The 24,300-nt window shown below is 68.0% G+C and carries 22 protein-coding genes; 11 read left to right on the forward strand and 11 right to left on the reverse strand.

Translation table 11 applies throughout. From position 1 onward, the window contains the following. Positions 1-12: 12 nt before the first annotated feature. A complete protein-coding gene (locus ACTHNC_RS06465) occupies positions 13-675 on the reverse strand; it encodes a GntR family transcriptional regulator (protein ID WP_440293773.1) in 663 nt (220 codons plus the stop codon). Positions 676-934: 259 nt separating this feature from the next. Between ACTHNC_RS06465 and ACTHNC_RS06470 the strand changes: the two genes are divergently transcribed. Genes ACTHNC_RS06470 through ACTHNC_RS06490 form a run of 5 tightly spaced genes read left to right on the forward strand, consistent with a single transcriptional unit; the run spans position 935 to position 8,031 of the window. After that, positions 935-3,031, forward strand: a complete 2,097-nt coding sequence (locus ACTHNC_RS06470; RefSeq protein WP_440293774.1) for a beta-galactosidase — start codon at positions 935-937, stop codon at positions 3,029-3,031. Beyond that, positions 3,028-4,431: an aminomethyl-transferring glycine dehydrogenase subunit GcvPA gene (gene gcvPA, locus ACTHNC_RS06475; RefSeq protein WP_440293775.1), complete on the forward strand. Its 1,404-nt coding sequence runs from the start codon at positions 3,028-3,030 to the stop codon at positions 4,429-4,431. The genes ACTHNC_RS06470 and gcvPA overlap by 4 nt, the downstream gene beginning before the upstream one ends. Continuing rightward, the gene (gene gcvPB / locus ACTHNC_RS06480) at positions 4,428-6,077 is read left to right on the forward strand and encodes an aminomethyl-transferring glycine dehydrogenase subunit GcvPB (protein WP_440293776.1); all 1,650 of its coding nucleotides are present in this window, start codon (positions 4,428-4,430) and stop codon (positions 6,075-6,077) included. Before gcvPA ends, gcvPB begins: the two co-directional genes overlap by 4 nt. A gap of 11 nt (positions 6,078-6,088) precedes the next feature. Then, positions 6,089-7,276, forward strand: coding sequence for an ATP-NAD kinase family protein (locus ACTHNC_RS06485; protein WP_440293777.1), 1,188 nt, complete (start codon positions 6,089-6,091; stop codon positions 7,274-7,276). Then, positions 7,273-8,031 carry an SDR family NAD(P)-dependent oxidoreductase gene (locus tag ACTHNC_RS06490; RefSeq protein ID WP_440293778.1) on the forward strand — a complete coding sequence of 253 codons (759 nt, stop codon included), beginning with the start codon at positions 7,273-7,275 and terminating at the stop codon, positions 8,029-8,031. The genes ACTHNC_RS06485 and ACTHNC_RS06490 overlap by 4 nt, the downstream gene beginning before the upstream one ends. Positions 8,032-8,046: 15 nt before the next feature. Here the strand turns inward: ACTHNC_RS06490 and ACTHNC_RS06495 are convergent, their stop codons facing one another. Next, positions 8,047-8,643, reverse strand: coding sequence for a hypothetical protein (locus tag ACTHNC_RS06495; protein ID WP_440293779.1), 597 nt, complete (start codon positions 8,641-8,643; stop codon positions 8,047-8,049). A gap of 83 nt (positions 8,644-8,726) precedes the next feature. Here ACTHNC_RS06495 and ACTHNC_RS06500 point away from each other — a divergent pair, with 83 nt between their 5' ends. Continuing rightward, a complete protein-coding gene (locus ACTHNC_RS06500) occupies positions 8,727-9,365 on the forward strand; it encodes a TetR/AcrR family transcriptional regulator (protein ID WP_440293780.1) in 639 nt (212 codons plus the stop codon). On the opposite strand, the gene ACTHNC_RS06505 is transcribed toward ACTHNC_RS06500, so the two are convergent. Both ACTHNC_RS06505 and ACTHNC_RS06510 read right to left on the reverse strand, forming a co-directional pair. Further along, positions 9,355-9,945 (reverse strand): nitroreductase family protein, encoded by a 591-nt coding sequence (locus ACTHNC_RS06505; protein WP_440293781.1) that lies wholly within the window; start codon positions 9,943-9,945, stop codon positions 9,355-9,357. The two genes, ACTHNC_RS06500 and ACTHNC_RS06505, sit on opposite strands and share 11 nt — an antisense overlap. Positions 9,946-10,382: 437 nt before the next feature. After that, the gene (locus tag ACTHNC_RS06510; RefSeq protein WP_440293782.1) at positions 10,383-11,885 is read right to left on the reverse strand and encodes an MFS transporter; all 1,503 of its coding nucleotides are present in this window, start codon (positions 11,883-11,885) and stop codon (positions 10,383-10,385) included. A 247-nt stretch (positions 11,886-12,132) separates the two neighbouring features. On the opposite strand from ACTHNC_RS06510, the gene ACTHNC_RS06515 reads away from it, so the two are divergent. Beyond that, on the forward strand, positions 12,133-12,708 hold the full coding sequence (locus ACTHNC_RS06515) for a TetR/AcrR family transcriptional regulator (protein WP_440293783.1): 576 nt from the start codon (positions 12,133-12,135) through the stop codon (positions 12,706-12,708). Positions 12,709-12,712: 4 nt separating this feature from the next. Here ACTHNC_RS06515 and ACTHNC_RS06520 read toward each other — a convergent pair whose 3' ends face one another. From ACTHNC_RS06520 to ACTHNC_RS06540, 5 genes are all read right to left on the reverse strand, one after another. Further along, positions 12,713-14,005, reverse strand: coding sequence for an MFS transporter (locus ACTHNC_RS06520; RefSeq protein ID WP_440293784.1), 1,293 nt, complete (start codon positions 14,003-14,005; stop codon positions 12,713-12,715). A 14-nt stretch (positions 14,006-14,019) separates the two neighbouring features. Then, positions 14,020-14,634, reverse strand: a complete 615-nt coding sequence (locus ACTHNC_RS06525; RefSeq protein ID WP_440293785.1) for an ArsR/SmtB family transcription factor — start codon at positions 14,632-14,634, stop codon at positions 14,020-14,022. Between the two features lie 273 nt (positions 14,635-14,907). Continuing rightward, on the reverse strand, positions 14,908-16,290 hold the full coding sequence (locus ACTHNC_RS06530) for an L-serine ammonia-lyase (protein WP_440293786.1): 1,383 nt from the start codon (positions 16,288-16,290) through the stop codon (positions 14,908-14,910). A 79-nt stretch (positions 16,291-16,369) separates the two neighbouring features. Further along, a complete protein-coding gene (locus ACTHNC_RS06535; RefSeq protein ID WP_440293787.1) occupies positions 16,370-17,836 on the reverse strand; it encodes a purine-cytosine permease family protein in 1,467 nt (488 codons plus the stop codon). 216 nt (positions 17,837-18,052) lie between these two features. Further along, positions 18,053-19,186 carry a threonine aldolase family protein gene (locus tag ACTHNC_RS06540; RefSeq protein ID WP_440293788.1) on the reverse strand — a complete coding sequence of 378 codons (1,134 nt, stop codon included), beginning with the start codon at positions 19,184-19,186 and terminating at the stop codon, positions 18,053-18,055. Between the two features lie 67 nt (positions 19,187-19,253). On the opposite strand from ACTHNC_RS06540, the gene ACTHNC_RS06545 reads away from it, so the two are divergent. The 4 genes from ACTHNC_RS06545 (at position 19,254) to ACTHNC_RS06560 (ending at position 22,092) form a co-directional block, all read left to right on the forward strand. Beyond that, positions 19,254-20,162 carry an SPFH domain-containing protein gene (locus ACTHNC_RS06545; protein WP_440293789.1) on the forward strand — a complete coding sequence of 303 codons (909 nt, stop codon included), beginning with the start codon at positions 19,254-19,256 and terminating at the stop codon, positions 20,160-20,162. Positions 20,163-20,193: 31 nt separating this feature from the next. Next, positions 20,194-20,391, forward strand: coding sequence for a hypothetical protein (locus tag ACTHNC_RS06550; protein WP_440293790.1), 198 nt, complete (start codon positions 20,194-20,196; stop codon positions 20,389-20,391). A gap of 131 nt (positions 20,392-20,522) precedes the next feature. Continuing rightward, a complete protein-coding gene (locus ACTHNC_RS06555) occupies positions 20,523-21,332 on the forward strand; it encodes an ABC transporter ATP-binding protein (protein WP_440293791.1) in 810 nt (269 codons plus the stop codon). Further along, complete coding sequence (locus tag ACTHNC_RS06560; protein ID WP_440293792.1) at positions 21,325-22,092, forward strand: ABC transporter permease; 768 nt, start codon at positions 21,325-21,327, stop codon at positions 22,090-22,092. The genes ACTHNC_RS06555 and ACTHNC_RS06560 overlap by 8 nt, the downstream gene beginning before the upstream one ends. A 66-nt stretch (positions 22,093-22,158) precedes the next feature. On the opposite strand, the gene ACTHNC_RS06565 is transcribed toward ACTHNC_RS06560, so the two are convergent. After that, positions 22,159-22,650, reverse strand: coding sequence for a DUF4262 domain-containing protein (locus tag ACTHNC_RS06565; RefSeq protein WP_440293793.1), 492 nt, complete (start codon positions 22,648-22,650; stop codon positions 22,159-22,161). Positions 22,651-22,756: 106 nt separating this feature from the next. Continuing rightward, positions 22,757-24,175, reverse strand: a complete 1,419-nt coding sequence (locus ACTHNC_RS06570; protein WP_440293794.1) for a DUF6421 family protein — start codon at positions 24,173-24,175, stop codon at positions 22,757-22,759. Positions 24,176-24,300 lie beyond the last annotated feature (125 nt).

Below are 24,300 nucleotides of genomic sequence, written 5' to 3' on the forward strand. Positions count from 1 at the left end.
CCCGGCGGGTCGCTACTCCGCGACGGGTTCCCACCTGATTCCCGCATCCGCCAGCAGCCGCTGGATTCCGTTGCTCCAGTTCGCAGACAGCGCGACCTTCGCGGCCGGGACGTCTCCGTCGACGAGGGCTCTCGCGATGCTCGCGTGCTCTTCCGAGCTGCGGTCGATCATCGTGTCGTCTGCGACGAGGAGCGATTCGTAGCGATGGGTGGCCAGGCGGACGGAGGCGATCATGTCCAGCAGTCGTTCATTCGGGCAAGCGCTGAGCATGAGATTGTGCCACTCGTCGTCGCGCTGGTTGACGAGGGCGTGTTCGGCCACGTTCTCCGTGAACTCGGCCGCGAGCTTCGCGAGTCGCTTGCCCAGCTCCTTGAGCTCCTCGACCGGGCTCAGGTCGAGGGCGAGGCCCTCCAGCGTCGCGATGATCGGTGCGAGCTCCTCCAGCTCGCGCGCGCTCAGCGGCACGAAGCGGAAACCCTTGCCGTTCTCGCTCTCTATCTGGCCCTCGCTCTCGAGGGCGATGAGGGCCTCCCGCAGCGGTGTGCGACTCACGCCGAGCTCGGCGGCGAGCTGGACTTCGTTGATGCCTTCGCCGGGTCGCACCGCGCCCGAACGCATCCGAGCAAGCAACTCTTCGCGAACCTGTGAGCGAAGAGTCCTGCGCTCGATCGCCATCTACTCCTCCTGGAGGTCTCAGCCGTATCTCACGGTCGTCTTGGGCCTCCCTCCACCGCTCGCGGAGTGAGGCCGCCCGCTGCCGCCCGGCCAAGCTCAGTCTAGGTTGTGGCTTTCCTTGCCCCGGCCCTGAACTTGACCCGTATCAACGGCGGCTCTAGTGTATCTGTATACAGAATACAGGCACCACCCGATGTTGCATCACTGGGGTGTCGACATGAGACGACCGCCGGTGAACAGGCGACGAGGAGGACGCATGATGGGTGGACGCACGCTCCGACTCAAGGGCCTGGCCTACGGAGGCGACTACAACCCTGACCAATGGCCGGAAGAAGTCTGGTCCGAAGACATTCGCCTCATGAGTGCCGCCGGGGTGAACTTCGTGACCTTGCCGGTGTTCTCCTGGCCCCGACTGGAGCCGCGTCCCGGCCAGTACGACTTCGATTGGCTCGACCGGATCATCGACATGCTCTGGGAAGCCGGCATCGCGGTCGACCTCGCCACGGCTACGGCGACTCCGCCCGCCTGGCTCGTGCGCGAGCATCCCGAGATGCTGCCCTGGAACGCCGACGGAGTGCGCTTGGAGTTCGGATCGCGGCAGGCCTACTGCCCGAGCTCGCCCGTGTTCCGGGAACACGTCGCGGGACTCGCGCGGGTGATGGCGGAGCGCTACGGAACGCATCCGGCTGTTCGGCTCTGGCATGTCTCCAACGAGTACGGAGACCACGTCGCCCGCTGCTGGTGCCCCGTGTCGGCCGCGCACTTCCGCCGCTGGCTGCAGGACCGCTACGGCTCGATCGATGTGCTCAACGATGCCTGGGGCACGAGTTGCTGGGGCCAGAACTACATCGACTGGGGGCACATCGAACCGCCCCGCACCTCGATGGGCCCCATCAATCCGGCGCAACAGCTGGACTTCGAACGTTTCTCCTCGGACGCGCTGCTCGAGCTGTTCAAGGTCGAGGTCGACGTTCTGCATGAGGTAACCCCTGACCTTCCGGTCACGACCAACTTCATGAGCATGTTCCGCGAACTCGACTACTGGGACTTCGCCGCTGCGGAGGATCTCGTCACGGACGACGCCTACCCGGACCCCGCCGACCGGCGTTCGCACATCGGAGCTGCCCTCAACTACGGTCTGATGCGCTCGCTCAAGGGCGGTGCGCCGTGGCTGCTGCTGGAGCAAGCACCCAGTGCGGTCAGCTGGCGCGACGTCAACCTCCCCAAGGCGCCAGGGCAGATGAGGCTCGGAAGCCTTCAGGCGATCGCGCACGGCTCCGACGGTGCGATGGTCTTCCAGTGGCGGCAGGCCAGGTTCGGCCCCGAGAAATTCCACTCCGCCATGGTGGGCCACCGGGGCGAGCGCAGCCGCACGTTCCAGGAGGCATCGTCTCTCGGCGCCGAGCTGCAGCGACTGGCGCCCGTGAAGGGAAGCCGGGTGCGAGCCGAGGTCGCACTCGTCGTCGACTGGGATTCCTGGTGGGGGCTGTCCGCTCCCGATTCGCTGCCTTCGCTTCGACTGGATTGGGCGAGGCAGGCACGAACCTGGCACGCGGCCCTCTACGAGCTCGGCCACACGGTCGACGTCGTGCAGGCATCCGGCCCGTTCGATGGTTACCGGATGATCGTCGTGCCCAATCTGTACCTGACCACGCCGGAGCAGGCCGAGGCGCTCGCAGCCTTCGCCTCCTCGGGAGGTGTGGTCGTCGTCGGCCCGTTCAGTGGTGTGGTCGACGCCACCGAGAAGGTGCACGACGGCGGGGCTCCTGGGCTCCTGCGCGAGCTGCTCGGCGTCGAGGTCGACGAGTGGTGGCCGATTTCCGATGACGACCGGATCGCGCTCGCCGTGGAGGGAGGGCCGGCGTCGGCGACGGTGTGGAGCGAGTGGCTCGAGGTCGCCGACGATGTCGAACCGGTTGCCGAGTATCTCGACGGAGTCCTGGAGGGTCGCGCAGCCGTCACGCGCCGGCGGCACGGCGAGGGGCGCGCGTGGTACATCAGCGCCTGCATCGACCCCGTTGCACTGAAGTCCGTCCTGGGAACGGCCGCGGACGAAGCTGGACTGAAAAACCGTCGCGAACTACCCGAGAGCGTCGAGGTCGTCACCCGCTCCGACGGCGACGCCGACTTCGTCTTCGTCCTCAACCACGGGAGCAGTCCCACGACCCTCGCGGCGCAGGTCGACGCGGTCGATCTGCTCACCGGAACGTCGATCCGGGATGGGGTGCTCGACCTGCCCGGCTTTGGAGCCGCGGTGCTGACCGCGCCCGTCGACGTCGCCCTTGCGCGAGGCATCCGCACACCGTTGTCCACCAGTTCCGCACACACGGAGCCCGATCAGGAGGCGAGGCGATGAGCCCCACCGATACGACCAGGACGCCCGGCAAGGCCGCGCATCCGTATATTCCGAACAGCGCGCCAGAGGTCAAGGCGGCCATGCTCGCCGCCGTCGGGGCGGCATCCGTCGAGGACTTCTACGCCGACGTGCCGGAATCCCTCCGGCTCGGTCGCCCGCTGAACCTGCCAAACCCGCTCGCGGCTGAACAGGACCTCGCGCGGCACGTGCGCGGGATCCTCGCGAAGAACCGCACGACCGATGAGCGGCTCAGTTTCCTCGGTGCAGGCACCTACAACCACTACGTTCCGGCCGTCGTCGACGAGGTGATCCGCCGTAGCGAGTTCCTGACCGCCTATGCCGGAGAGCCGTACGAGGATCACGGCCGCTTCCAGGCCCTGTTCGAGTATCAGTCGCTCATGGCCGAGCTGCTGGCGATGGATGTCGTCAACGTTCCGACCTACGACGGTTACCAGGCGACGGCCACGGGTCTCGCGATGGCGGGCCGGATCACGGGCCGCCGCCGAGTGTTGGTGGCCAGCGACGTGCATCCGGAGAAGGCATCGAAGGTCCTCGACTACACGCGCTCGCAGCTCGATCTCGAACCGGTCGCGCCCGTCGACGGAACCGCCGATGTCGACGAGCTGCGCGCGCGTCTCGCGGACGACGTGGCAGCCGTGTGGATCGAGACGCCGAGCTTCACCGGGGCGATCGAGACGCAGATACGCCGGATGGCGGAAGCCGCGCACGCCGTGGGTGCGGTCGTCGTGGTCGGAACGGACCCGGTCGGTTACGGCGTGCTGACCCCGCCCGCCCTTCAGGGCGCGGACATCGTCACCGGAGACATCCAGTCGCTCGGTCTGCACCAGTGGTTCGGCGGAGCGCACGCCGGGTTCATCGCCGTGCACGACGACCCCCGCTTCGTCATGGAGATGCCCTCACGCCTGTTCGGCCTCGAGTCCACGGACGTCCCCGGTGAATACGGCTTCGGCGACGTCGCCTACGAGCGCACCTCGTTCGCTCTGCGCGAGGAAGGCAAGGAGTGGGTCGGTACCGCAGCAGCCCTCTGGGGGATCGCCGCAGGCGTCTATCTGTCGCTGATGGGACCGGACGGCATGGCGGAACTGGGCGAACTCCTTCTGGCGCGCACCAGGTATGCGCAGCGGAGACTGTCGGCGATCGCCGGCGTGAGCCTCGGTGACGACGCCATCCATCTGCGCGAATTCACGGTGTCGTTCCAGACCTCGACGGCCGCCGACATCGTCGATGCACTGCGCGCCGACGGCATCGAGCCCGGTGTCGTGGTCGGCGAGCGCACCCTGCTGGTGTGCGTCACCGATGTCACGAGCGCCGCCGACATCGACCGACTCGCCGCCGCGATCGAGGCGGCCATCGACTCTCCGAAGGAGCAGGACGCATGAGCCTTCCCGTCGCACCGAAGACCAGTCCGCGCCGTTTCCATCAGGCACGTTGGGACGAGCCGATCGTCTTCGAACTGAGCACGCCGGGGGAACGCGGCATCGCGGTCACGCCCGTCGAGCAGGTCGTGCGCGACACCGTCGGCGATGTCATGGGTGAGCTGCCCGCTGAGCTGCGCCGCGCGGAGCGCCCGCGTCTGCCCGAGATCTCGCAGATGCGCGTGCTCAAGCACTACCTGCGCCTCTCGCAGGAGAACCTCGGTTCCGACCTCAACGTCGACATCGGGCAGGGCACCTGCACGATCAAGTACTCGCCGAAGATCAACGATCAGCTCATCGAGGTACCGCAGCTGCGTGCCCTGCACCCGGCGCAGAATCCGGCGGACACGCAGGGCGCTCTGGAGCTGATCTGGCGGCTCGAACGGCTGATGGCCGAGATCTCGGGAATGGATGCCGTCTCGCTCGCGTCCCCCGGCGGTTCTGCGGGCATCTGGACCAACATCGCCATGATCCGCGCCTATCACGCGTCCCGCGGGGAGGCGGATCAGCGCGACGAGGTGATCACGACGATCTTCAGTCATCCGTCCAACGCGGCTGCTGCGAAGGTCGCCGGCTACAAGGTGATCACGATCTATCCGGACTCCGACGGCTATCCCGATCTGGCAGCCATGAAGGCCGCCCTGTCGGAGCGCACCGCCGCCATCATGGTGACCAATCCCGAGGACACGGGCATCTACAACCCGGCCATCAAGGAGTGGGTGGATGCTGCCCACTCCGTGGGTGCGCTGGCTTCGTACGACCAGGCGAATGCCGCGGGAATCCTCGGGATCACGCGTGCTCGCGACGCCGGATTCGATGTTTGCCAGTTCAACCTGCACAAGACCTTCTCCGCCCCGCACGGCTGCGGTGGGCCCGGAGCCGCAGCCAACGCGGTCAGTGCGGCGCTCGCCCCGTTCCTGCCTGGCCCGCGCGTGGAACGCATCGGTGACGAGTTCGTCGTGCGCGACGGAGCCGACCTCTCGATCGGGCACGTCGCTCCGGCCTTCGGCGTCATTCTGCACGTCGTGCGCGCCTATGCCTGGATCATGGCGCTGGGTGGCGACGGGCTGCTGGAGGCGTCGCAGATCGCCGTGCTGAACAACAACTATCTGATGCACAGGGTGACGAGCATCCCCGGCGCATCCGCCCCGTACGCGACAGGCCGTCGCCGCATCGAGCAGGTGCGCTACTCGTGGCAGGAGTTGTTCGAGGCGACGGGGATCACCAGCGAGCAGATCGGCATCCGCATGGCCGACTTCGGTTTTCACTACTGGACGAGCCATCACCCCTACGTCGTTCCGCAGCCGTTCACGCTGGAGCCCACCGAGTGCTACTCGAAGGCGGAGATCGACGAGTACGTCGCCGCGCTCGGAGAGGTGGCACGTGAGGCACGCGAGACGCCAGAGGTCGTTCGCACGGCACCGCACCGCCAGACCGTGCATCACACGCACCACGACAGCCTCGACGATCCCGAGAAGTGGGCGATCACGTGGCGGGCGTACCTGCGCAAGTACCCCGAGGTCGCGGCACGGCCCGGTGCGGCGGAGCATTCGGTGACGGTGGCCGAGTCGGGCGAATTCGCTGTCGCACACGTCGCCGCCGGAGCGTAGGACTCGAGCACATGCAACGCACGATCGCACTCGTCGTCAATCCCATGGCCGGCATAGGTGGGCCGGCCGGGCTGAAGGGGAGCGACGGGGTGCTCGTGCAACGTGACGCGCTCGCGCGAGGAGCACGACCGCGAGCGCTCGAGCGTGCAGCCGCGGCGCTTGGCGTGCTCGCAGCATCCACTCCGCAAGCGGTCGTCCTCACCGCGGCCGGTGCCATGGGTGAGGATGCCGTCCGGGCGGTCGGACTGACGCCGCGCGTCGTCTACGCACCGTCTTCCGCCCGCACCACCGGAGCGGACACGGCGGAAGCAGTCAGGGCGGCGACGGAAGGTGGTGCGGATCTCGTGCTCTTCGCGGGCGGGGACGGAACGGCCAGAGACGTATGCGGTGCGCTCGGGATCAGCCCGAGCGGAGACCCGCAGACGACGCCGGAGGTGGCGGTGCTCGGCATCCCGGCGGGAGTCAAGATGTACTCGTCGTGCTTCGCCGTCAGCCCGTCTGCGGCGGGCGCGCTGGCCGCGCACTGGGTCGGCGGGGGTCACGTCGAGGTCGTGGAGCGCGAGGTTCTCGACGTCGACGAAGAACAACTGCGTCGTGTCCGGGTGGAGCCTCGTCTCTTCGGCACGGTGCGAATCCCGCACGAGCCCGGGCGTACCCAGGCACGCAAGGCTCCGTCGCCTCACTCGGAGGCGTACGCCGTTCGTTCCGCCGCACTCGGGGTGCTGTCCGCCATGGAGCCCGGCGTGCACTACCTGCTGGGACCCGGCAGCACGGTCGGCAACGTCGCGGCGGAAGTCGGTGTACCGAACACTCCGCTCGGAGTCGACGTCGTGGCCGACGGCCGGCTGGTGCTCGCGGATGCCTCCGAGGAGCAGCTTCTCGAGCTGCTCGCCGGGAAGCGCGCACGTGCCGTGATCACCGTGATCGGCGGGCAGGGATTCCTGCTCGGTCGGGGCAACCAGCAGCTCTCGGCACGAGTGCTCGGACTCCTCGAGGACGACCCGCTGATCGTGGTGGCGACCGAGCAGAAGCTCATCGACCTGGGCGGGCGGCCGCTGATCGTCGACACGGGCGATCCCGCCACCGATGCCCGCCTGGCAGGTTATGTCCGCGTCGTCACGGGCGTGTCGACCGTCGCCATTTATCCAGTCTCCGCGCCCGAGGATGGTGCGGACCATCACGAAGGAGAACGCTCATGAGGCTTCAGAACAAGAGGGCCATCGTCACCGGCGGTGCGGGAGGAATCGGCTCGGCGAGCGCTAAGGCGCTTGCCGCCGAAGGCGCAGCCGTCGCCGTCGTCGATCTGAACCAGGATGCCGCCGAGAGCGTCGCTGCGGGCATCCGTGCTGCGGGCGGTCACGCGATCGCCATCGGTGCGGACGTCTCGAGCGAACCCGAGATCGAACGCGTCGTCGCGACGGTCGTCGAGCAACTCGGGGGCGTGGAGGTCGTCTTCAACAACGCCGGCATCATCCGTCGCACCACCGCCGTGGAAACCACCGTGGAGGAATGGGACCATGTGTTCGGAGTCAACGTTCGCGCCATCTTCCTGATGTGCAAGCACGTCGTGCCGATCATGGCGGCGAACGGAGGCGGCTCGATCATCAACACCGGTTCGGGCTGGGGGCTGAAGGGCGGCGGGCACGCGATCTCGTATTGCGCATCGAAGGGCGCCGTCGTCAATATGACACGCGCGCTCGCCATCGATCACGGCCCGCAGGGCATCCGCGTCAATTCGGTCAACCCGGGAGACGTGAACACCGGCATGCTCCGCGACGAGGCCAGGCAGCTCGGTCAGGAGACCGATGCGTTCCTCGCCGAGTCGGCCGATCGTCCTCTCGGACGCATGGGGCAACCCGAGGAGATCGCGGCGGCTGTGGTGTGGCTCGCCAGCGATGATTCGAGCTATGTCACGGGCTCCGCCCTCGTGGTGGACGGCGGCGGCATCGCCTGAGCCCGGGGGTCAGCGTCATCCGGCGGCGCGCTGCACCTTTCGGGGGTGAGGTGGCAGGAGCGCGGCGAGGCCGAACGCGAGCAAGGCGAATCCGCTGAGCACGCCGCTGACCAGGGCGATCGCGTCGACCTCGCCGAGTGCTCCGAGCAGGAACCCGAGGGCACCGAGCGCGGTCACGATCGCGCCGAGCACGTGGAACCGCGTCAGGCGGAAGATGCGTGCGAGCGCGAAGAAGTGGGTGCCCACGACGACGGCCACCCACGCGACGCCGAGCTCTGGATGCCCGAGCGCGGTGGTCACGCGCGCACCGCCGAAGAGCGCGATGGCTTCGATGCCCACGATCGTCCAGTACTGCCAGCCGAAGGGGTTGCCGTGCTGCCTGGTTGCATCCGCGGTGGCATCCTCGGACGCCGCCCGCCACCGCAGGAGGTTGCGCAGGCTCAGCAGCAGGATCGCGGCGAGCAGACATCCGGCAACGACCAGTGCGGCGACGTGCGCGAACACGGCGATCGCCGTCGAGTTCACGGCGACGAACACCATTCCGAAGGCACCGCCGATCAGTGCTCCGATTTCACGCCCCTCGACGTGGACGGGTTGCGAGACTTCGACCATCCTGAGCCTCCTCGAGTCACAATTGACTAGAGTAAACTCTAACGAATATAGTTCAGTCAAGTATCTGGAGCGAAAGAGGACTCATGGCCGCACCCGCGTCTTCGCCGCGACGCTACCGCTCATCGCGGCGCGAGGCGCAGGCGGCCCAGACGCGAACAGACATCCTGACGGCGGCGCGGGAGCTCTTCGAATCCGCGGGATTCGCCGCGACGACCATCTCCGCCGTTGCCGCGCGTGCCGGCGTCTCCACGCAGACCGTCTACGCGGTGTTCGGCTCGAAGGCGAAGCTCGCGGCCGGGATGGTCGAGCTGATGGAGGAGTCCGCCGACGCTGCACAGTGGCGCGCGCGACTCGACACCGAGCGCGACCCGCGGCGCATCCTGCGCGCCTTCGCCGAGTGGACGAGGGCGTTCTTCGTCGCCAGCAAGGCTCAGCTGATGGCGGCCCGCGAGGTGACCGCGGAGATGGAGGACATGGCGCGCGAGGGCAACAGTCGTCGCCGCGAGGCTCTCACCGAGCTGATCGGCCGCATCGGCGCGACGGGCGCGCTCAAGCGCGACCTGACCGAGGCCGACGCGGTGGATCGGGCATGGATGCTCACCGGGCTCGACACGTACCTCAACGCGACGGCGGGATGCGGATGGTCGCCGGAGCGGTTCGCATCATGGCTGGCCGAGACGCTGGAGCAGCAGCTCCTGGAGTCGACAGCGACTACGCGTTGACGAGCAGCAGGTCCTCGAGGGGCAGCCGCGTACGGGGTGCGCGCTCACGCTCGCGGGTGTTCTCCGGAAGGTCGTCGACGTCGCCCAGAACCCCGACGGCCGTCACGCTGACGAGGTCGAAGCGGTCGTCGACGGCGAAGGCCGCACGAAGGCCGTCGGCGTCGAATCCGCCCATCTGGTGCACGTGCAGGCCGTCGGAGTGCGCCTGCACGCTGAAGTGCGCCAGCGCCTGCCCGAGGTCATACTGAGCCCAGCGGAGCGGCTGACCGTCTTCCGCCGCGCGAGCGGCCAGTCCGACGACGAGCGCTCCCGCGTTGACCGCCCAGAACTGGTTGAAGCCCATCAGGTTGGCGATGATGGCTTCGAATGCGGGTGTGCCTCGACGGGCCACGATGAATCGCCACGGCTGCGTGTTGGCCGCCGAGGGAGACCAGCGGGCGGCCTCGAGGGCGGCGGTCAGCTTGGTCTCGTCGATCGGCTCGCTGGCGTCGAACGCTCGAGGGCTGAAGCGCTCGGTGAGCACGGGGTGGATGGGGGTGCTGGTCTCGGCGATGCGGTCGGATGCGAGCGTCAGGGACACGAGTCTCCTCGAGGAACGGTGAGGCCGCCCGAGCCGCGCATGCCGCTCGCGCTCGGCCTCTGGACGGAAAGGGAACGCGGCGACGCTGCCCACGGTCTATGCAAACACATGTTCCCCGGAGGTATTCCCGGCTCGAGGTAACCGACCGTCACACAGCCCGCGTGCGCCCCGCGCCCGCGTCGCCCACGTGCGACTCCCCCGCGCTCCTCGCGCGCGCCCCTCGGCAGTCGCTACAAAGATCGGCATCCGCGACAGAGATCGGCACGCGCTACAGAGATCGGCATCCGCTACAGCAATTTCGTGTAGCGGATGCCGATCTCTGTAGCGGATCCGGACGGGCGGGCCGGATGAGTCGAGCTCAGTGCTCGCGCTGCGCGCTCGACTGACTCCATCGCCTCGGCAGCGCGAGCGAGCACGGCAGGCGCTCAGCTCGGTCGTCAGTGCGAGGCCACCGCCGGGGCATCCTCGTCCGACGCCTCCTGCCGCACTCTGCTGCCCCAGAGGGCGAAGAGCACGAACGCGATGAGCACGAACACCGCGCCGCCGAGCACGGCCGCGGCCACGCCCCCGGCCTCGCCGCTCATCGCCGTGACCGAAACGAAAACGGTGGTGAGGGCTGCGACGCCGATGGACCCGCCGAGCTGCTGCATCGCCTGCAGCACACTGGATGCCGCGCTCACGTGCTCCTGCGGCGCCCGGTCCATCACGACCGCCGTGATCGGCGCGAACGTCATGCCTGCGCCGACGCCCATCACCAGGATCGGACCGAGGATGCCCGTGAGGAACGAGTCGTGGGAGTCAAGCGTGCTCAGCCAGAGCAGGCCGGCCGCGAGCATCCCGAGCCCAATGGCGCCGACGATCCACTCGCCGACCCGCGGCAGGAAGCGCGGAACCACCTGGCTCACCGTGACGAGCGTCACGACGAACGGCAGCAGTGAGAGGCCGGTCGCGAGCGGGCTGAAGCGCAGCACCTGCTGCGTGAACAGCGTGATGAAGTAGAAGAACGCGAACATGCCGGCCGGCACGAGCAGCATCGCCACGAGCGGGGCCACGTTGCGCGGTCCGCGGAACAGCTGCAGCGGAACGACGGGGCTGTGGTGTCTGCGCTCGATCAGCAGCAGCGCGAGCAGCGATACCAGGGCGACGCCGAACGCAATGAGCGCGACCGGGTCGGTCCAACCCGCGCTCGCCGCGGTCGTGAAGCCATAGATCAGGGCCACCATGCCGACCGTCGAGGCGACAGCTCCGCCCACGTCGAGCCGGGCGCGCTCGCGATCCGTCTCGCGCAGGAACAGCAGTGCGCCGACGACGATGAGGATGCCCACGGGCACGTTGACGAACATCACCCACTCCCAGCCGAAGCCGGTGGTAAGCACGCCGCCGAGGATCAGCCCGATGGCGCCGCCGCTGCCGGAGGCGAGCACGAAGAGCGACAGCGCGCGGTTGCGCTGCTTGCCCGGTGTGGTGCTGGCCATGATCAGCACGAGCGTGCTGGGTGCCGCGATGGCTGCACCGATGCCCTGCACCACGCGAGCGGCGACAAGGATCTCGGCGGTCGGCGCGAGGCCACCCGCAGCCGAGGCGATGATGAAGACGAGTGTTCCGATGATGAGCGCGCGCTTCGCGCCGATCATCGATCCGACCTTGCCGCTGAGCAGCATCAGGCCGGCGAACGCGAGCGCGTAGGCCGTGACGACCCAGGACAGGCCGACGGGCGTGAAGCCGAGCGCCTTCTGGATGTCGGGCAGCGCCACGTTCACGATGCTCGCGTCCACAACGAGCATGAGCTGCGTCACGAACACGACGACGAGGCCGAGCGTGCGGAATCGGGTGGTGCGGGCATCCGTTGCGGATGCGGTGTTGGAGGTGGTGGAAACGGATGCCGTGCGTTCGGGCAACCGGATGCCGTCGGTGGGTGGAACGAGTGCAGTGTCGGCCATGTCTGGCGCGTCCTCTGTTCTGTCGTTGGGTGTGATGTCGCAATTCCCATTGGTCGAGCCGTAGGCCCAAACCCGCGGGCGGCGAGGTATCGTGGATATCCGGAGGAACTCTCCTGTTAGTGATCTTCACGATACGGAGACTGTCTCCGCTTTGTCAATGAACTGCTGTTCGTCGTCGGCGAACAGCGCGAGAGGCGGGTCGCTCACCGCGATCCGACCCAGAACGAGAACGTCAGGAGCACGACAGATGGGCACCGCCACTGCCGCAGCGTCGCGGCCGTTGAGGGCCGATGCGCAGCGCAACTACGACCGCATCGTGGAGGTGGCCAGCGACGCCTTCGCCGAGCGCGGCGTGCTCACCTCGCTCGACGACATCGCGTGCCGTGCGGGCGTCGGCCCCGGAACGCTGTACCGGCATTTCCCCAGCCGTGACGGGCTCATCGCGGCTGCGCTCGGCGGCAGCCTCGAGAAGCTCGACGCGCTGGCCAAGCGGTTGAAGACATCCGATGACCCGGGCGCGGCCCTCGACGAATGGATGCTCGCCCTCGCGAACCACCTGCGCACCTACGACAACCTTCCCGAGTCGATCGCGGAGTCCTTCCGCACCGACGACTCCCCGTTGCGCAACTCGTGCCGACCGCTGACGGACACCACGAGCGTGCTCGTCGCCCGGGCGAAGAAGGCCGGCGCGATCCGCGACGACGTCGAACCCCGAGACCTGTTCGCGCTCGTCTCCTCGGTGGCCTGGGCGTCGCAGCGACGCGGCGACACGGATGCCGGCCTGAAGCGGATGCTCGGGCTCGCGACTTCGGGCATCCGCTGAGGGTTCAGCTCTCGGCCTGCACTCCGCCGATCGTCTCAGCGTCGGCCCGCACGCCGTCGACGGTCTCGGCCGGCGCCGCACTCTCCTGCGCACCGCGATCCGTCGTCAGTCGCTGCACCGCCGGTGTCAGTGCCGCCGCCGCGCACGCGCACGCGATGGTCGCCGCCGCTGAAAGCAGCACGGTCTGCACTCCGACCTGGTCGGCAAGCGGTCCAACGAGCAACTCGCCGAGCGGGATCGCGGCGAACGATCCGACGGCGTCGTACGAGTAGACGCGCGCCAGCCGGTCCGGTGGTATGCGCGTCTGCAGCGACTGGTCCCAGGCCACGCCGAACTGCTCGATCGCGACACCGCCGGCGAAGAACGCAGCGGCGAGCAGGGGCACGGCCGGCGCAGCGGCGAGCAGCGCGACGGGAAGCGCACACACTGCGGTAAGGAGCACCCCGACGAGCAGCGCGCGACGGGGTTGCCAGCGGAGGGCGACGAAACCGCCGGCCACGAGCCCGACCGTCTCCGCCGCCGTGACGAGACCCCAGCTCGCGCGGCCGAACGAGGCATCCGCCACCACGGGTCCGAGCACCGCGATCGCGCCCGTGAAAGCGGCGTTGACCAGAGCGAACTGCAGCACCACGACCCACACCCAGGGCCGCCCGGTGAACTCCCGCCAGCCGACCCGCAGGTCGTGCAACGGGCTCGTGGATTCGGTGCGCTTTGCGGTCGGTCTGCCTCGCACGAGGAGGAAGAGCGGTCCGGCCAGCGCGAAGCTGAACGCGTCGAGGGCGAGGCCCCAGCCGGGTCCGATCAGCGCGACGAGGCCTGCACCACTCACGGCGCCGAGCACCGTTCCGCCGTTCAGCCCGAGCCTCAGGAGGGCGTTCGCCGGCCGCAGAGCGTCTTCCGGCACGGTCTGCGGAATGAGTGCTGACGACGCGGGCAGCGCCACGGCCGCAGCCGCGCCGTTGACCACGCCGAGGCATGCCAGCACGAGGATGGATGCCGACCCGCTCAACACGAGCCACGCGACCGCTCCCTGAGTGAGCGCGGCGAGCACTGACGTGCCGAGCAGCACGAGATTGCGTGGCAGGCGGTCCGCGATCACGCCGCCGACCAGCAGCACGGCGACGTTGGCGATGGATCGTGCGGCGACCACGATTCCGAGCTGAGCGGCGGATCCGCCGAGGTCGAGCACTGCGAACGCCAGGGCGATCGGGGCGACGCCGTTGCCCAGCACATTGATGAACCGCGCCGCGAACAGGTAGCGAAAAGGACGGTGCCGGAAGGGACTGGTTCGGGGCATCCGCGTTCTCGTCATCATCGGTCGCTCCCCGTGGTGTCGGCCGCGCCACCATCGGCGCCGACCGCCGTCCCTTCGGCCGCAGTGACACGGAACAGTGCGGTGGTCATCGAGACCGGCACGGTTCCTTCGGTGCGCGGAGGCATGGCGGACGCGTGCAGCAGAGCGGATGCCTCACCCACCTGCTCGACGATCTTGCGCCACACCTCCGGCGCGACCCAGAGCTCCGCGTCGGTGTTCACCGAGGGGCCGGGCACTCGCCGGGTGCCGCGCTCGCGCATCGCGTTGGCGAGGAGCGCGGTGAAGTGGGCGTGGGCATCCGCGAATTCGTCGGTGGTCGTGGACTCGGCGACGGCGAACGGCTCGGACGACCCCTCGTGCCGGAAGCGTCGTGCGACCCCGCCGCGCAGCTTGACCTCCTCGACCATGCGGACCAGGCCGGCTCGCTCCAGCAGCCGCAGGTGGTAGCTTGCGTTCGCCTGCGTCACGCCGAGTTCGCGAGCGATCTCGGCGGCGCTCATCGAGGCGCCGGTCAGCAGCGACAGCATCCGCAAGCGCAGTGGATGCGCGGTGGCACGCAGCTGTTCCAGTCGCTGCGCGGCTATCGCGCGCTCGTCGTCGGTCTCGCTCACGAGAGATGAGTCTGCCGCGCCGCGCCGCAACTGTCAAACAGTTGTTTGACAGTTGCCGGTGAGCGCGGTGAGCGCGCTCGGCACGTCGCCAACAGGACAGATCGCGCTCTCCCGACGAGAGCATGCCGAATTGGCCTGCTCTCAGCCGATTGTCCTGTCGACCTGCACGAGCGACTGCCTCGCGCCCGCCCAGCCCGCGAGCGCCGTGCGTCGGCTCAGCGCGCGAGTGCCGTGCGGCAGTTCAGCGCGCCTGCGCGTCCCGGCCGCTGCGCCTCAGCACTCGATGACGTTGACCGCGAGGCCCGCGGCGCTGGTCTCCTTGTAACGGTCGCTCATGTCGGCGCCGGTCTGGCGCATGGTCTCCACGGCGACGTCGAGCGGCACCACGTGCCGGCCGTCGCCGTGCAGGGCGAGGCGTGCCGCCGACACCGCGGTGGATGCCGCGATCGCATTGCGCTCGATGCACGGGATCTGCACGAGCCCGCCCACCGGGTCGCACGTGAGCCCGAGGTGGTGCTCGACCGCGATCTCCGCCGCATTCTCCACCTGATCGGGCGTCCCGCCGAGCACGGCGCAGAGCCCGGCAGCGGCCATCGCGCAGGCGGATCCCACCTCCGCCTGGCATCCGCCCTCTGCTCCGGAGATGGATGCGTTCGCCTTCAGGATCGAACCGATCGCGGCGGCGGTCAGGAGGTAGCGCTGGGCGTCGGCATCCGTCGCGCGCGGGTTGAAGCGCAGGTGGTACTCGAGCACCGCGGGCACGATGCCTGCCGCGCCGTTCGTCGGCGCGGTGACGACGCGACCGCCCGCCGCGTTCTCCTCGTTCACGGCGAGGGCGAAGGCGCGCATCCATTCCGCCGCGAAGTCCGGTGCGTCGGGCGGCATAGTCTCCAGCTGCTCCCGCATCGCCTCGGCCCGGCGAGGCACGTGCAGACCGCCGGGCAGTTCTCCGTCGGAGTGCAGTCCGCGCTCGACGCAATCGTGCATCGCGTATCGGATCGCGTCCAGTCCAGCCAGCAGCTGAGCCTCGCCGCGGCGTTCCAGCTCGATGCGGTACGCCACGTCGCACACGCCGAGCCCGTGCTCTGCGCACAGTGCGAGCAGCTCGGCCGCCGTCGAGAACGGCCACTGCGTTGACTGGCCGGTCCCTTCGGGTTCCGATTCGACGCCGCGCTCGGCGATGAACCCGCCGCCGATCGAGAAGAACGTGCGCTCAACGACCGGTGCCCGAGACCCGGCCGCATGCGCACGCAGGGTGAGCGCGTTCGGATGCTCGGGCATCCGCGTGCGCGGCTCGAACGTGAGATCGGATGCCTGGAACGGCACCTCGTGCGCGTGCCCGTCCCCCGTGCCGAGCGTGAGCACGCCGCGCTCCGACGCTCGGGCCCACGCGCCGTGCACCGCAGCCGGATCGCACGTCTCGGAACGCTCGCCCGCGAGGCCGGCCACGACGGCATCCGGCGTTCCGTGCCCGACGCCGGTCGCCGCCAGCGACCCGTAGAGCGTGCACTCGACACGCGTCACGTGCGGAAGGATGCCCGCCTCGGCGAGCTCCGCCACGAACCGTCCTGCTGCGCGCATCGGGCCCACGGTGTGCGAACTGGACGGCCCGATTCCGATCGAGAACAGGTCGAGCGCCGACACGTACACGGACATACCGCCAGTGTGCATGCTGCGCCACCGCGCATCCGTCGCCGCCGTCCGGAATGCCGGACGAGCGAGGTCGGTGGGCACGCTACGGCAGCTCGTGGACCGCCGCGGCCTCCTCGATCTCGATCGCCTGCTGGCGCGCCAGCTCGCGCTCGCCCGCCACATCGACCCGAAGCGTGAAGAGCCAGTACGCGATCGCGGCGACCGGAAGGCCGATGAACAGTGAGATGTCCACGCCGCCGAGCGCGTGCGAGACCGGCCCGGTGTACACGTTCGCCACGTTGAAGAACGGGATCATCGCGACGAACCCGAGCACGTACGCGCCGATCCCCGCCCAGCCCCAGCGTTTGTAGATGCCGTTCGGCTTGAAGATCTCGGCGATCGCGTAGTGCCCGCGCCGCACGATGAAGAAGTCCGTGAGGTTCACGGCCGTCCACGGGATGAACAGGTACAGGATCAGCAGCAGGAAGTCGTTGAAGTTCCCCAGGAAGTCGGATGTCGCGAACAGCGCGAATCCGAGCGAGAGCGCCGCGGTGATGCCGAGTGTGATCATCCGGATCGCGAGCGTCGGCTTCACCTTCACGAAGCTGTCGATCGAGGAGATGAGCGTGAGCGACCCGCCGTACATGTTGAGCGCCGTCACCGAGATGAGCCCCAGGCCGAACACGATCAGCGCGATGACTCCGAAGCCGGGGAACAGGGCATCCGCCACCTTCTTGAGGTCGACCACCGTGTTCGAGCCGATGTCCTTGGCGGAGACGGCGATGTAGGAGCCGAGGAACATCATCCACATGCCACCGAGCGCGCTGCCCCAGAACGTGACGTTGAACGTGCTGCTCGTCTTCGTGTTCGCCGGCAGGTAGCGCGAGTAGTCCGAGACGTAGATGGCCCACGAGATCTGGTAGCCGGCGGCGACGCCGAGCTGCCCGAAGAACGCCACCGGGTTGAAGGCGCCGAGGTTGAACTCCGACGCCGGAATGTGCAGATGGATGATCGCCGAGATCGACACGAGCGCCAGCACCACGATCGTGAGGTAGGTGAGGTAGCGCTCGAACGAGTGGATGAAGTCGTATCCGACCAGCGCGATCACGACGGCGACGATGGTGACCACCCAGATCCAGAGCGGGTTGGATGCCTGAGAAGAGCTGATCGCGCCGCCGATCGCCTCGCCGCCCAGCACCGAGTTGAAGATGTTGAAGCCCGCGTACTGGATATAGGCGAACAGCCACACGAGCAGGGCTCCCACGTAGCCGAACTGCGGTCGGGACTGGATCATCTGCGGGAGCCCCAGCTGCGGACCCTGCGACGAGTGCGCTGCCATGAAGAACGTGCCGATGCAGATGCCGACGGCGATCGCGATGAACGACCAGATGAGGTTGCCACCCGACGTGATGCTGATCAGGCCGGTGGCGAGCGTGGCGATCTGGGCGTTGCACATGAACCAAAGCGGTCCGATGTGCGAGACCTTTCCGTGCCGCTCCGCCAGCGGAACGTAGTCGATGGAACGCACCTCGAGTCCGGTGCGGCGGGTGGTGGTCTCGGTCGTGGACATGGATCGCCTTCGGGTCGCGTGCGCCCGCGTCATCGCGGGCGTCACAAGAACCGGATGCTATGACCTGACTCAGGTTCATGCCAGGCTTCTACCGCGAACCTGTCAGCCTTCGCAGGTTCCCCATGCTCCTCGTCGGTCCGCCGGTGTGTCGCCGAACCCGCATCCAACCTGCGCAGATACGGGGGTGGCTCGGCGAGACACCAGCGGACCGACGGGTTATGCGCGCGCCAGTGCCTCCACGATCGCGGCGACGAAGCCGTCGATGTCGTCTTCTGTGGTGTCCCACGAGCACATCCAGCGCACCTCGCCGCGCGCCGCGTCCTCCCTACCGCCCCTCGAAGCATCGCTGTCGCGCTGCTCCGAGCCTCCGGCGGTGGGGGCCCAATCGTAGAACCGGTACTGCTGGCGAACGCGCTCGGCGGCATCCTTCGGCAGCGTCGCGAACACACCGTTCGACTCCGTCGCCTGGGTGAAGCCCAGGCCGGGGGCGCGGCCGGAGGCCACGGCATCCTCCAGCTCTGTCCGCAGCCGGGTGGCCATTGCGTTCGAGTGACGTGCGCTGCGCAGCCACAGCTCGTCGGTCAGCAGGGCGATGAGCTGCGCAGAGATGAACCGCATCTTCGAGGCCAGCTGCATGTCCAGCTTGCGCAGGTACGTCATGCCTTCGGAGGCATCCGGGTTCAGAACGACGACCGCCTCGCCGAACAGCAAGCCATTCTTCGTACCGCCGAAGCTGAGCACGTCGACGCCGGCATCCGTCGTGAAGGCGCGCAGCGGGACATCCAGATGCGCGGCGGCGTTGGCGACGCGGGCGCCGTCCATGTGCACGCGCATCCCGAGCGAGTGCGCGTGCTCGGCGATGGCGCGCACCTCGTCGACCGTGTAGCAGGTGCCGAGCTCGGTGGTCTGCGTGATCGAGACGGCCAGCGGTTGCGCCCGGTGCTCGTCGCCCCAGCCCCACGCCTGTTTGTCGACCAGGTCGGGCGTGAGCTTGCCGTCCGGCGTATCGACGGTGAGCAGCTTCAGGCCACCGACCCGCTCGGGTGCGCCGTTCTCGTCGGTGTTGATGTGCGCCGTGGCGGATGCCACCACCGCTCCCCAGCGCGGCAGCATCGACTGCAGCGCGGTCACGTTCGCCCCGGTGCCGTTGAACACCGGATACACCTCGACGCCCTCCCCGAAGTGCTGCGCGAAGACCTCGTGCAGGCGCTCGGTGTAGGCATCCTCTCCGTAGGAGATCTGGTGGCCGCTGTTAGCGGCGACGATGGCGTCGATGATCTCCTGATGCGCCCCCGCGTAGTTGTCGGAGGCGAACGCGCGGGAGTCGGGGTCGTGCAGTCGAAGTGTCATGGTGCTTCCATCTTCGTGGATGCGAGAGACAAGTCCCGAAATCGCGATATCACTTTAGGATGGGCGCATGGACACAGCTCCGCAGCGGCCCGACGCGGCGCCGTTCGCCTACTCCGGTGCCCGGGTCGACATCGAGGAGCGGCCGGCGCAGGTGATCAGTGGCACGTACGGCATTGCGGCCATCGCGATCTTCATCGTCGTCGCGATCGTCGTGATCGCGCAGGGTCAGGCGCGATTCGTCATCCTGCCGATCCTCGCGATCGCTGTCGTCGTCGGCTCCCTGGTCATCGTGCAGCCCGGTGAGACGCGGGTGATCCAGCGGTTCGGCCACTATGTCGGGACCGTCCGCCGCTCCGGGCTCTCGTGGGTGCTGCCGTTTACGACGCGGCGCAAGATGAGCGTGCGCATCCGCAACTTCGAGACGAAGCGGCTGCGTGTGAACGATGCGGAGGGCAATCCGGTCGAGATCGCGGCGATCGTCGTCTGGCAGGTGACCGATACGGCCAAGGCCGTCTACGCCGTGGATGACTACCTCGACTTCGTCGCCGTGCAGGCCGAGTCCGCGGTGCGTCAGGCCGCGAACGCGTATCCGTACGATTCGGCCGGCGAGGATCGCATCTCGCTCCGTGACTCCACGGATGTCGTCGCGAGCGAGCTCTCGCACGAGGTGACGATGCGGGTCGCGCTCGCCGGGGTCGAGATCGTCGAGGTGCGCATCAGCCACCTTGCGTACGCACCGGAGATCGCTCAGGCCATGCTGCGCCGTCAGCAGGCCGCGGCGGTCGTGCAGGCCCGGTCGCGCATCGTCGAGGGCGCGGTCGGCATGGTCGAGATGGCCCTCGACCGCCTCAACGAGAGCGACTACGTCACACTCGACGACGAGCGCAGGGCCGCGATGGTCAGCAACCTCATGGTCGTGCTGTGCAGCGACCAGCCGGCCGCGCCCATCGTCAACACGGGAACGCTGTACTCGTGATGGCCGGCACCACAACCCGCGGGCGGTCACGATGAGCGCCGAGCGCAAGAACGTGCTGCTGCGGCTAGATCCGGCCGTGCACGACGCGATCGCGCGGTGGGCATCCGGAGAGCTGCGCAGCGTGAACGCGCAGATCGAGATCCTGCTGCGGGATGCCCTCAAGCAGGCGGGCCGACTGCCCAAGGAGGTCGCTCCCTTGCCGAAGCGCGGCCGGCCGCCGCGGAGTTGAACGCGGACCGCCCGCGCTGGGCGAAGCGCTCCGGTTCAGGTCGCAGTTTCTGTCGCTATGACGGCGTGTTTCCGACAGAAACTGCGACCTGAACGATGCTCATGAGCCCAACAAAGTGATATCGTTTTTTTGTGACAGGGAATGAGCCCTCGCCCGTGCAGACGCCGCCCGAAACAGCGTTGCCCGCCTTGCAGGTGAGCGAACTGACGGTCGCCTACGGGCAACAGGTCGCGGTCGCGGGCGTGAGCCTGCAGATCGAGCGCGGTGAGATCTTCGGGCTGCTCGGCCCTAACGGCGCGGGCAAGACGAGCACGCTCGGAGCGATCGAAGGCCTGGTCCATCCGCGATCGGGCACGGTGACCGTCGACGGAATGGATGCCCGCCAGCACCCCACCGAGGCGAAGGCGCGTCTTGGGGTGCAGCTGCAGACATCCAGTTTCCAGGCCGAGCTCAGCATCGAGCAGATCGCGAACCTCTACGGCGGGCTCTACGGTGTGCGGCTGACGCGGGAGCGCATCCGCCAGAGCCTCGACGAGATCGGCCTCGACCAGGAGCGCGGCAAGCGGTTCAAGCAGCTCTCTGGCGGACAGCAGCAACGGCTGGCGTTGTACATCGCGACCATCCACGATCCGCTTCTCCTGCTGCTGGACGAGCCCACCGCCGGCCTCGACCCGCAGTCGCGGCGCGCGCTCTGGTCGCGCATCGAGCAACTGCGAAAGCGGGGCAGCAGCATCCTTCTGACCACGCACTCGATGGAGGAGGCGCAGGCCGTGTGCGACCGCGTCGCGATCATCGACCACGGCTCCCTGCTCACTGAGGGCACGCCGGCCGACCTGATCGCCAAGCACCGTGACGATGCGCGCGTGAAGGCCGTCGCACACGGCGAGGTCACGCTCGAGGATGTTTTCATCGGCCTGACGGGAAGTGAGATCCGTGACTGACACCGCCTTCCGTCGCCCGCCGCTCGGCCTCGCCGTGCGCGCGCTTCTGCGTGCCGACGCCATCGTGCTGACGCGCAGCCGGATCGCGACGGTGCTGAGCCTCGCACTGCCCGTCGCCATCCTCATCGTCACCAGCTTCAACAAGGCCGCCACCAAGCTGGGCGGTTCTTACCTCGAGATCGGGCTCGCCATCACGCTCGGCCTGCTCGCCTCATGCCTGCTCGGCTACAGCCTCGGGCTCGCCCGCGACCGCGAGACCGGCGTGCTCCAGAGACTCCGTGTCACGCCCGCGCCGACCTGGACCATCATGACGAGCCGCATCGTCGTGCAGCTCGCGACGAACCTCATCTCGTCGCTCATCGTGCTGATCGTCGGAGTGATTCTGCACGGCCTGACGCCGACGTTCGGCCAGTATGTGCTCGTTCTGCTGATCGCCCTGGTGGGCGCCGCGGTGTTCCTGTCGATCGGTCAGGCGCTGGTGGGGCTCGTGGTATCGACGGGCGCGATCAACGCGATAGGGCGCATCCTCTTCATCCTGCTCGTGCTCGTGGGGCTCCTCGGCGGCACGGGCGTGCTCGGGGACACGATGAAGTCGATCGCACAATGGACACCCGTCGGCGCGCTCATGACGCTGTTCGGCGACGTGCTCGGCGGATCGGCCTGGAGCGACACGGACACGTACCTTCTGCTGGCGTGCGGGGGCTACGTCGTCGTGTTCGCGTTCATCGGCATCCGCTGGTTCCGCTGGGAGAGCCGGTAGTCGCCGGCTACCCGATCTCGTGCTCGCTAGGTGGCGCGCGCTCACGCCTGCGCGCGACACGGGGTCTCACGCCTGGAACGCGCCCGGCCTTGGCTGGATCCAGTCGGGATTCGCGTAGCCGCTCTCCCAGGGAAACCGGCCGCTCTTGTCGTCGTAGGTCAGTTGGAGCAGCGGAACGGAGCACCAGTCCGGCTTCTCGTAGAACCGGTTCGCAGCGAACGCGATCTCGCCCGGGTTCGGCACCTCCTCAACGGTCACCCGGTGCGACCACTGCTCGAACGTCAGCAACTCGCCCGGAACCAACACTCGGCCGTCGCGCACCTGGTCCGCGATGTCGTTGAGCAGGGCACCAGCTGTGCCCTGGTCGGTGCCGATCACGAGCAGCTCCGGATGTCCGATGCCGAACAGGCCCACCGTGTACGCGAACGGTGGCGACGGAATGCCGGGCTCGCCTAGGACGAATTGAATGCAGACGCCGTGCTTACGAATGATCTCCGCGGTGTTCTTGTCTTCCTGGTCGAGCCATGCTTGCTCGGCCGGACTGGGAACGATGGTCATCGTGTCCTCCTCGATGTCGGAACCTTGATGACCGGAACATTAGAACATACCTACGACACTACGTCGACGGCCGCGGCTGGAGTTCAGCGGCCCCGGGTCGCAGCGATCAGGCGAGCGAGGTCGCGGTGATGCCCTTCGTCGACTCGATGGCGTCGCCCATCTTCTTGTTCAGCGCCTCGTAGAACATCGAGAGCGGGAACTCGTCGTCGAGCACGGCATCCGTGTAGCCCTTCGGCGCGCCGGCGAGCACCTCCTCTGGCAGGCCCTTCGCCCAGACGGATGCCGGGTTCGGCGCGAGCACGCCGCTCACCAGCTCGTACGCCGCCAGCCAGTGCGCCGTCTTCGGCCGGTCGATCGAGCGCCAGTACAGCTCGTTGATGGTGTCGCTGAGCGAGACGACCGCATCGCCGACGGCATCCCAGTCGATGGAGAGCTGCATGTCGGTCCAGTCGAGCACGTGGTGCTGGTGCAGCCACGCGAAGAGCAGCTGCCCGCCAAGGCCGTCGTAGTTGCGCACCCGGCTGCCCGTGATCGGAAAGCGGAAGATGCGGTCGAACAGGATCGCGTAGCGCACGAGCGATGCGTGCTCGAGGATGCTGCGCTGGTCATCCGTCAGATCCTCGGCAGGCATCGCACCGAGCGTCTTCTCAAGCCGGTACGCCTCGCGGTACGCGGTGAGGTCGCAGCGCAGCTCCTCCAGGGAGTACAGGAAGTACGGCATGCGCTGCTTGATCATGAACGGGTCGAACGGCAGGTCGCCGCGCATGTGAGTGCGGTCGTGGATGATGTCCCACATCACGAACGTCTCCTCGATGAGTGCCTGGTCGTCGAGGAGCCGCGCGGCGTCCTCGGGCAGATCGAGCTTCGTGATGTCGGATGCCGCCCGCACCACCACACGGTAGCGTGCGGCTTCGCGGTCCTGGAAGATCGCGCCCCAGGTGAATGTCGGCAGCTCGCGCATGGCCACCGTCTCCGGGAACAGCACGGCCGAGTTGGTGTCGTAGCCCGGCGTGAAGTCGATCAGCCGCAGCGAGACGAAAAGCTTGTTGCCGTAGTCGGTGCGCTCGAGCTCGGCCACGAACTCGGGCCAGATCGTCTCGACGATCAGGGCCTCGACGTGCCGGTCGGGCGAGCCGTTCTGCGTGTACATCGGGAACACGACGAGGTGACGCAGCCCGTTCACCCGGTGCTGCTGCGGCTCGAACGCGACGAGTGAGTCGTAGAAGTCCGGCACACCGAACCCGCCGTCGACCCAGTGCTCGAAGTCGGTCTGCAGGGCGGCGAGGTAGTCGGCGTCGTGCGGGAACAACGGCGCCAGTTCGCGGATCGAGTCCACGATGGTGGCGACGTGAGCGCGGGCATCCGCGTGCCGGGTGGCATCGGGAATCGAGCCATCCTTGACCTGATCGGCCTGGATGCTCGTGGCCGCTTCCTTCAGCGCCAGCCACGCGGGGTCGGCGGCGATGTTCGCCAGGCGGGCGACATCCGTGGCCTCGTCGGCTCCCGCGGGAAGAACGATGGACATGACGAGACCTCCTCGATAGTGAATTCTCTTGCGTCTACTTCGAGGGTAACGACGAGGTTCGAGGATGAGTTTGCCGAGTAGGCGTTCAGAGTTGCGTCTGCGAGCGAAACCGCGCAACGACGTTG

The sequence above is a fragment of the Humibacter sp. genome (genome assembly GCF_051954055.1).
Classification (GTDB): domain Bacteria; phylum Actinomycetota; class Actinomycetes; order Actinomycetales; family Microbacteriaceae; genus Humibacter.

What these genes read in the sequence shown, in the direction of transcription:
- ACTHNC_RS06550 (WP_440293790.1), top strand. Translation starts at nt 20,194, where the DNA reads ATGAGCGCCGAGCGCAAGAACGTGCTGCTGCGGCTAGATCCGGCCGTG.
- ACTHNC_RS06470 (WP_440293774.1), top strand. Translation starts at nt 935, where the DNA reads ATGGGTGGACGCACGCTCCGACTCAAGGGCCTGGCCTACGGAGGCGAC.
- ACTHNC_RS06465 (WP_440293773.1), bottom strand. Translation starts at nt 675, where the DNA reads ATGGCGATCGAGCGCAGGACTCTTCGCTCACAGGTTCGCGAAGAGTTG.
- ACTHNC_RS06510 (WP_440293782.1), bottom strand. Translation starts at nt 11,885, where the DNA reads ATGGCCGACACTGCACTCGTTCCACCCACCGACGGCATCCGGTTGCCC.
- ACTHNC_RS06485 (WP_440293777.1), top strand. Translation starts at nt 6,089, where the DNA reads ATGCAACGCACGATCGCACTCGTCGTCAATCCCATGGCCGGCATAGGT.
- ACTHNC_RS06495 (WP_440293779.1), bottom strand. Translation starts at nt 8,643, where the DNA reads ATGGTCGAAGTCTCGCAACCCGTCCACGTCGAGGGGCGTGAAATCGGA.
- ACTHNC_RS06490 (WP_440293778.1), top strand. Translation starts at nt 7,273, where the DNA reads ATGAGGCTTCAGAACAAGAGGGCCATCGTCACCGGCGGTGCGGGAGGA.
- ACTHNC_RS06570 (WP_440293794.1), bottom strand. Translation starts at nt 24,175, where the DNA reads ATGTCCATCGTTCTTCCCGCGGGAGCCGACGAGGCCACGGATGTCGCC.
- ACTHNC_RS06515 (WP_440293783.1), top strand. Translation starts at nt 12,133, where the DNA reads ATGGGCACCGCCACTGCCGCAGCGTCGCGGCCGTTGAGGGCCGATGCG.
- ACTHNC_RS06535 (WP_440293787.1), bottom strand. Translation starts at nt 17,836, where the DNA reads ATGTCCACGACCGAGACCACCACCCGCCGCACCGGACTCGAGGTGCGT.
- ACTHNC_RS06500 (WP_440293780.1), top strand. Translation starts at nt 8,727, where the DNA reads ATGGCCGCACCCGCGTCTTCGCCGCGACGCTACCGCTCATCGCGGCGC.
- gcvPB (WP_440293776.1), top strand. Translation starts at nt 4,428, where the DNA reads ATGAGCCTTCCCGTCGCACCGAAGACCAGTCCGCGCCGTTTCCATCAG.
- ACTHNC_RS06520 (WP_440293784.1), bottom strand. Translation starts at nt 14,005, where the DNA reads ATGCCCCGAACCAGTCCCTTCCGGCACCGTCCTTTTCGCTACCTGTTC.
- ACTHNC_RS06540 (WP_440293788.1), bottom strand. Translation starts at nt 19,186, where the DNA reads ATGACACTTCGACTGCACGACCCCGACTCCCGCGCGTTCGCCTCCGAC.
- gcvPA (WP_440293775.1), top strand. Translation starts at nt 3,028, where the DNA reads ATGAGCCCCACCGATACGACCAGGACGCCCGGCAAGGCCGCGCATCCG.
- ACTHNC_RS06545 (WP_440293789.1), top strand. Translation starts at nt 19,254, where the DNA reads ATGGACACAGCTCCGCAGCGGCCCGACGCGGCGCCGTTCGCCTACTCC.
- ACTHNC_RS06530 (WP_440293786.1), bottom strand. Translation starts at nt 16,290, where the DNA reads ATGTCCGTGTACGTGTCGGCGCTCGACCTGTTCTCGATCGGAATCGGG.
- ACTHNC_RS06565 (WP_440293793.1), bottom strand. Translation starts at nt 22,650, where the DNA reads ATGACCATCGTTCCCAGTCCGGCCGAGCAAGCATGGCTCGACCAGGAA.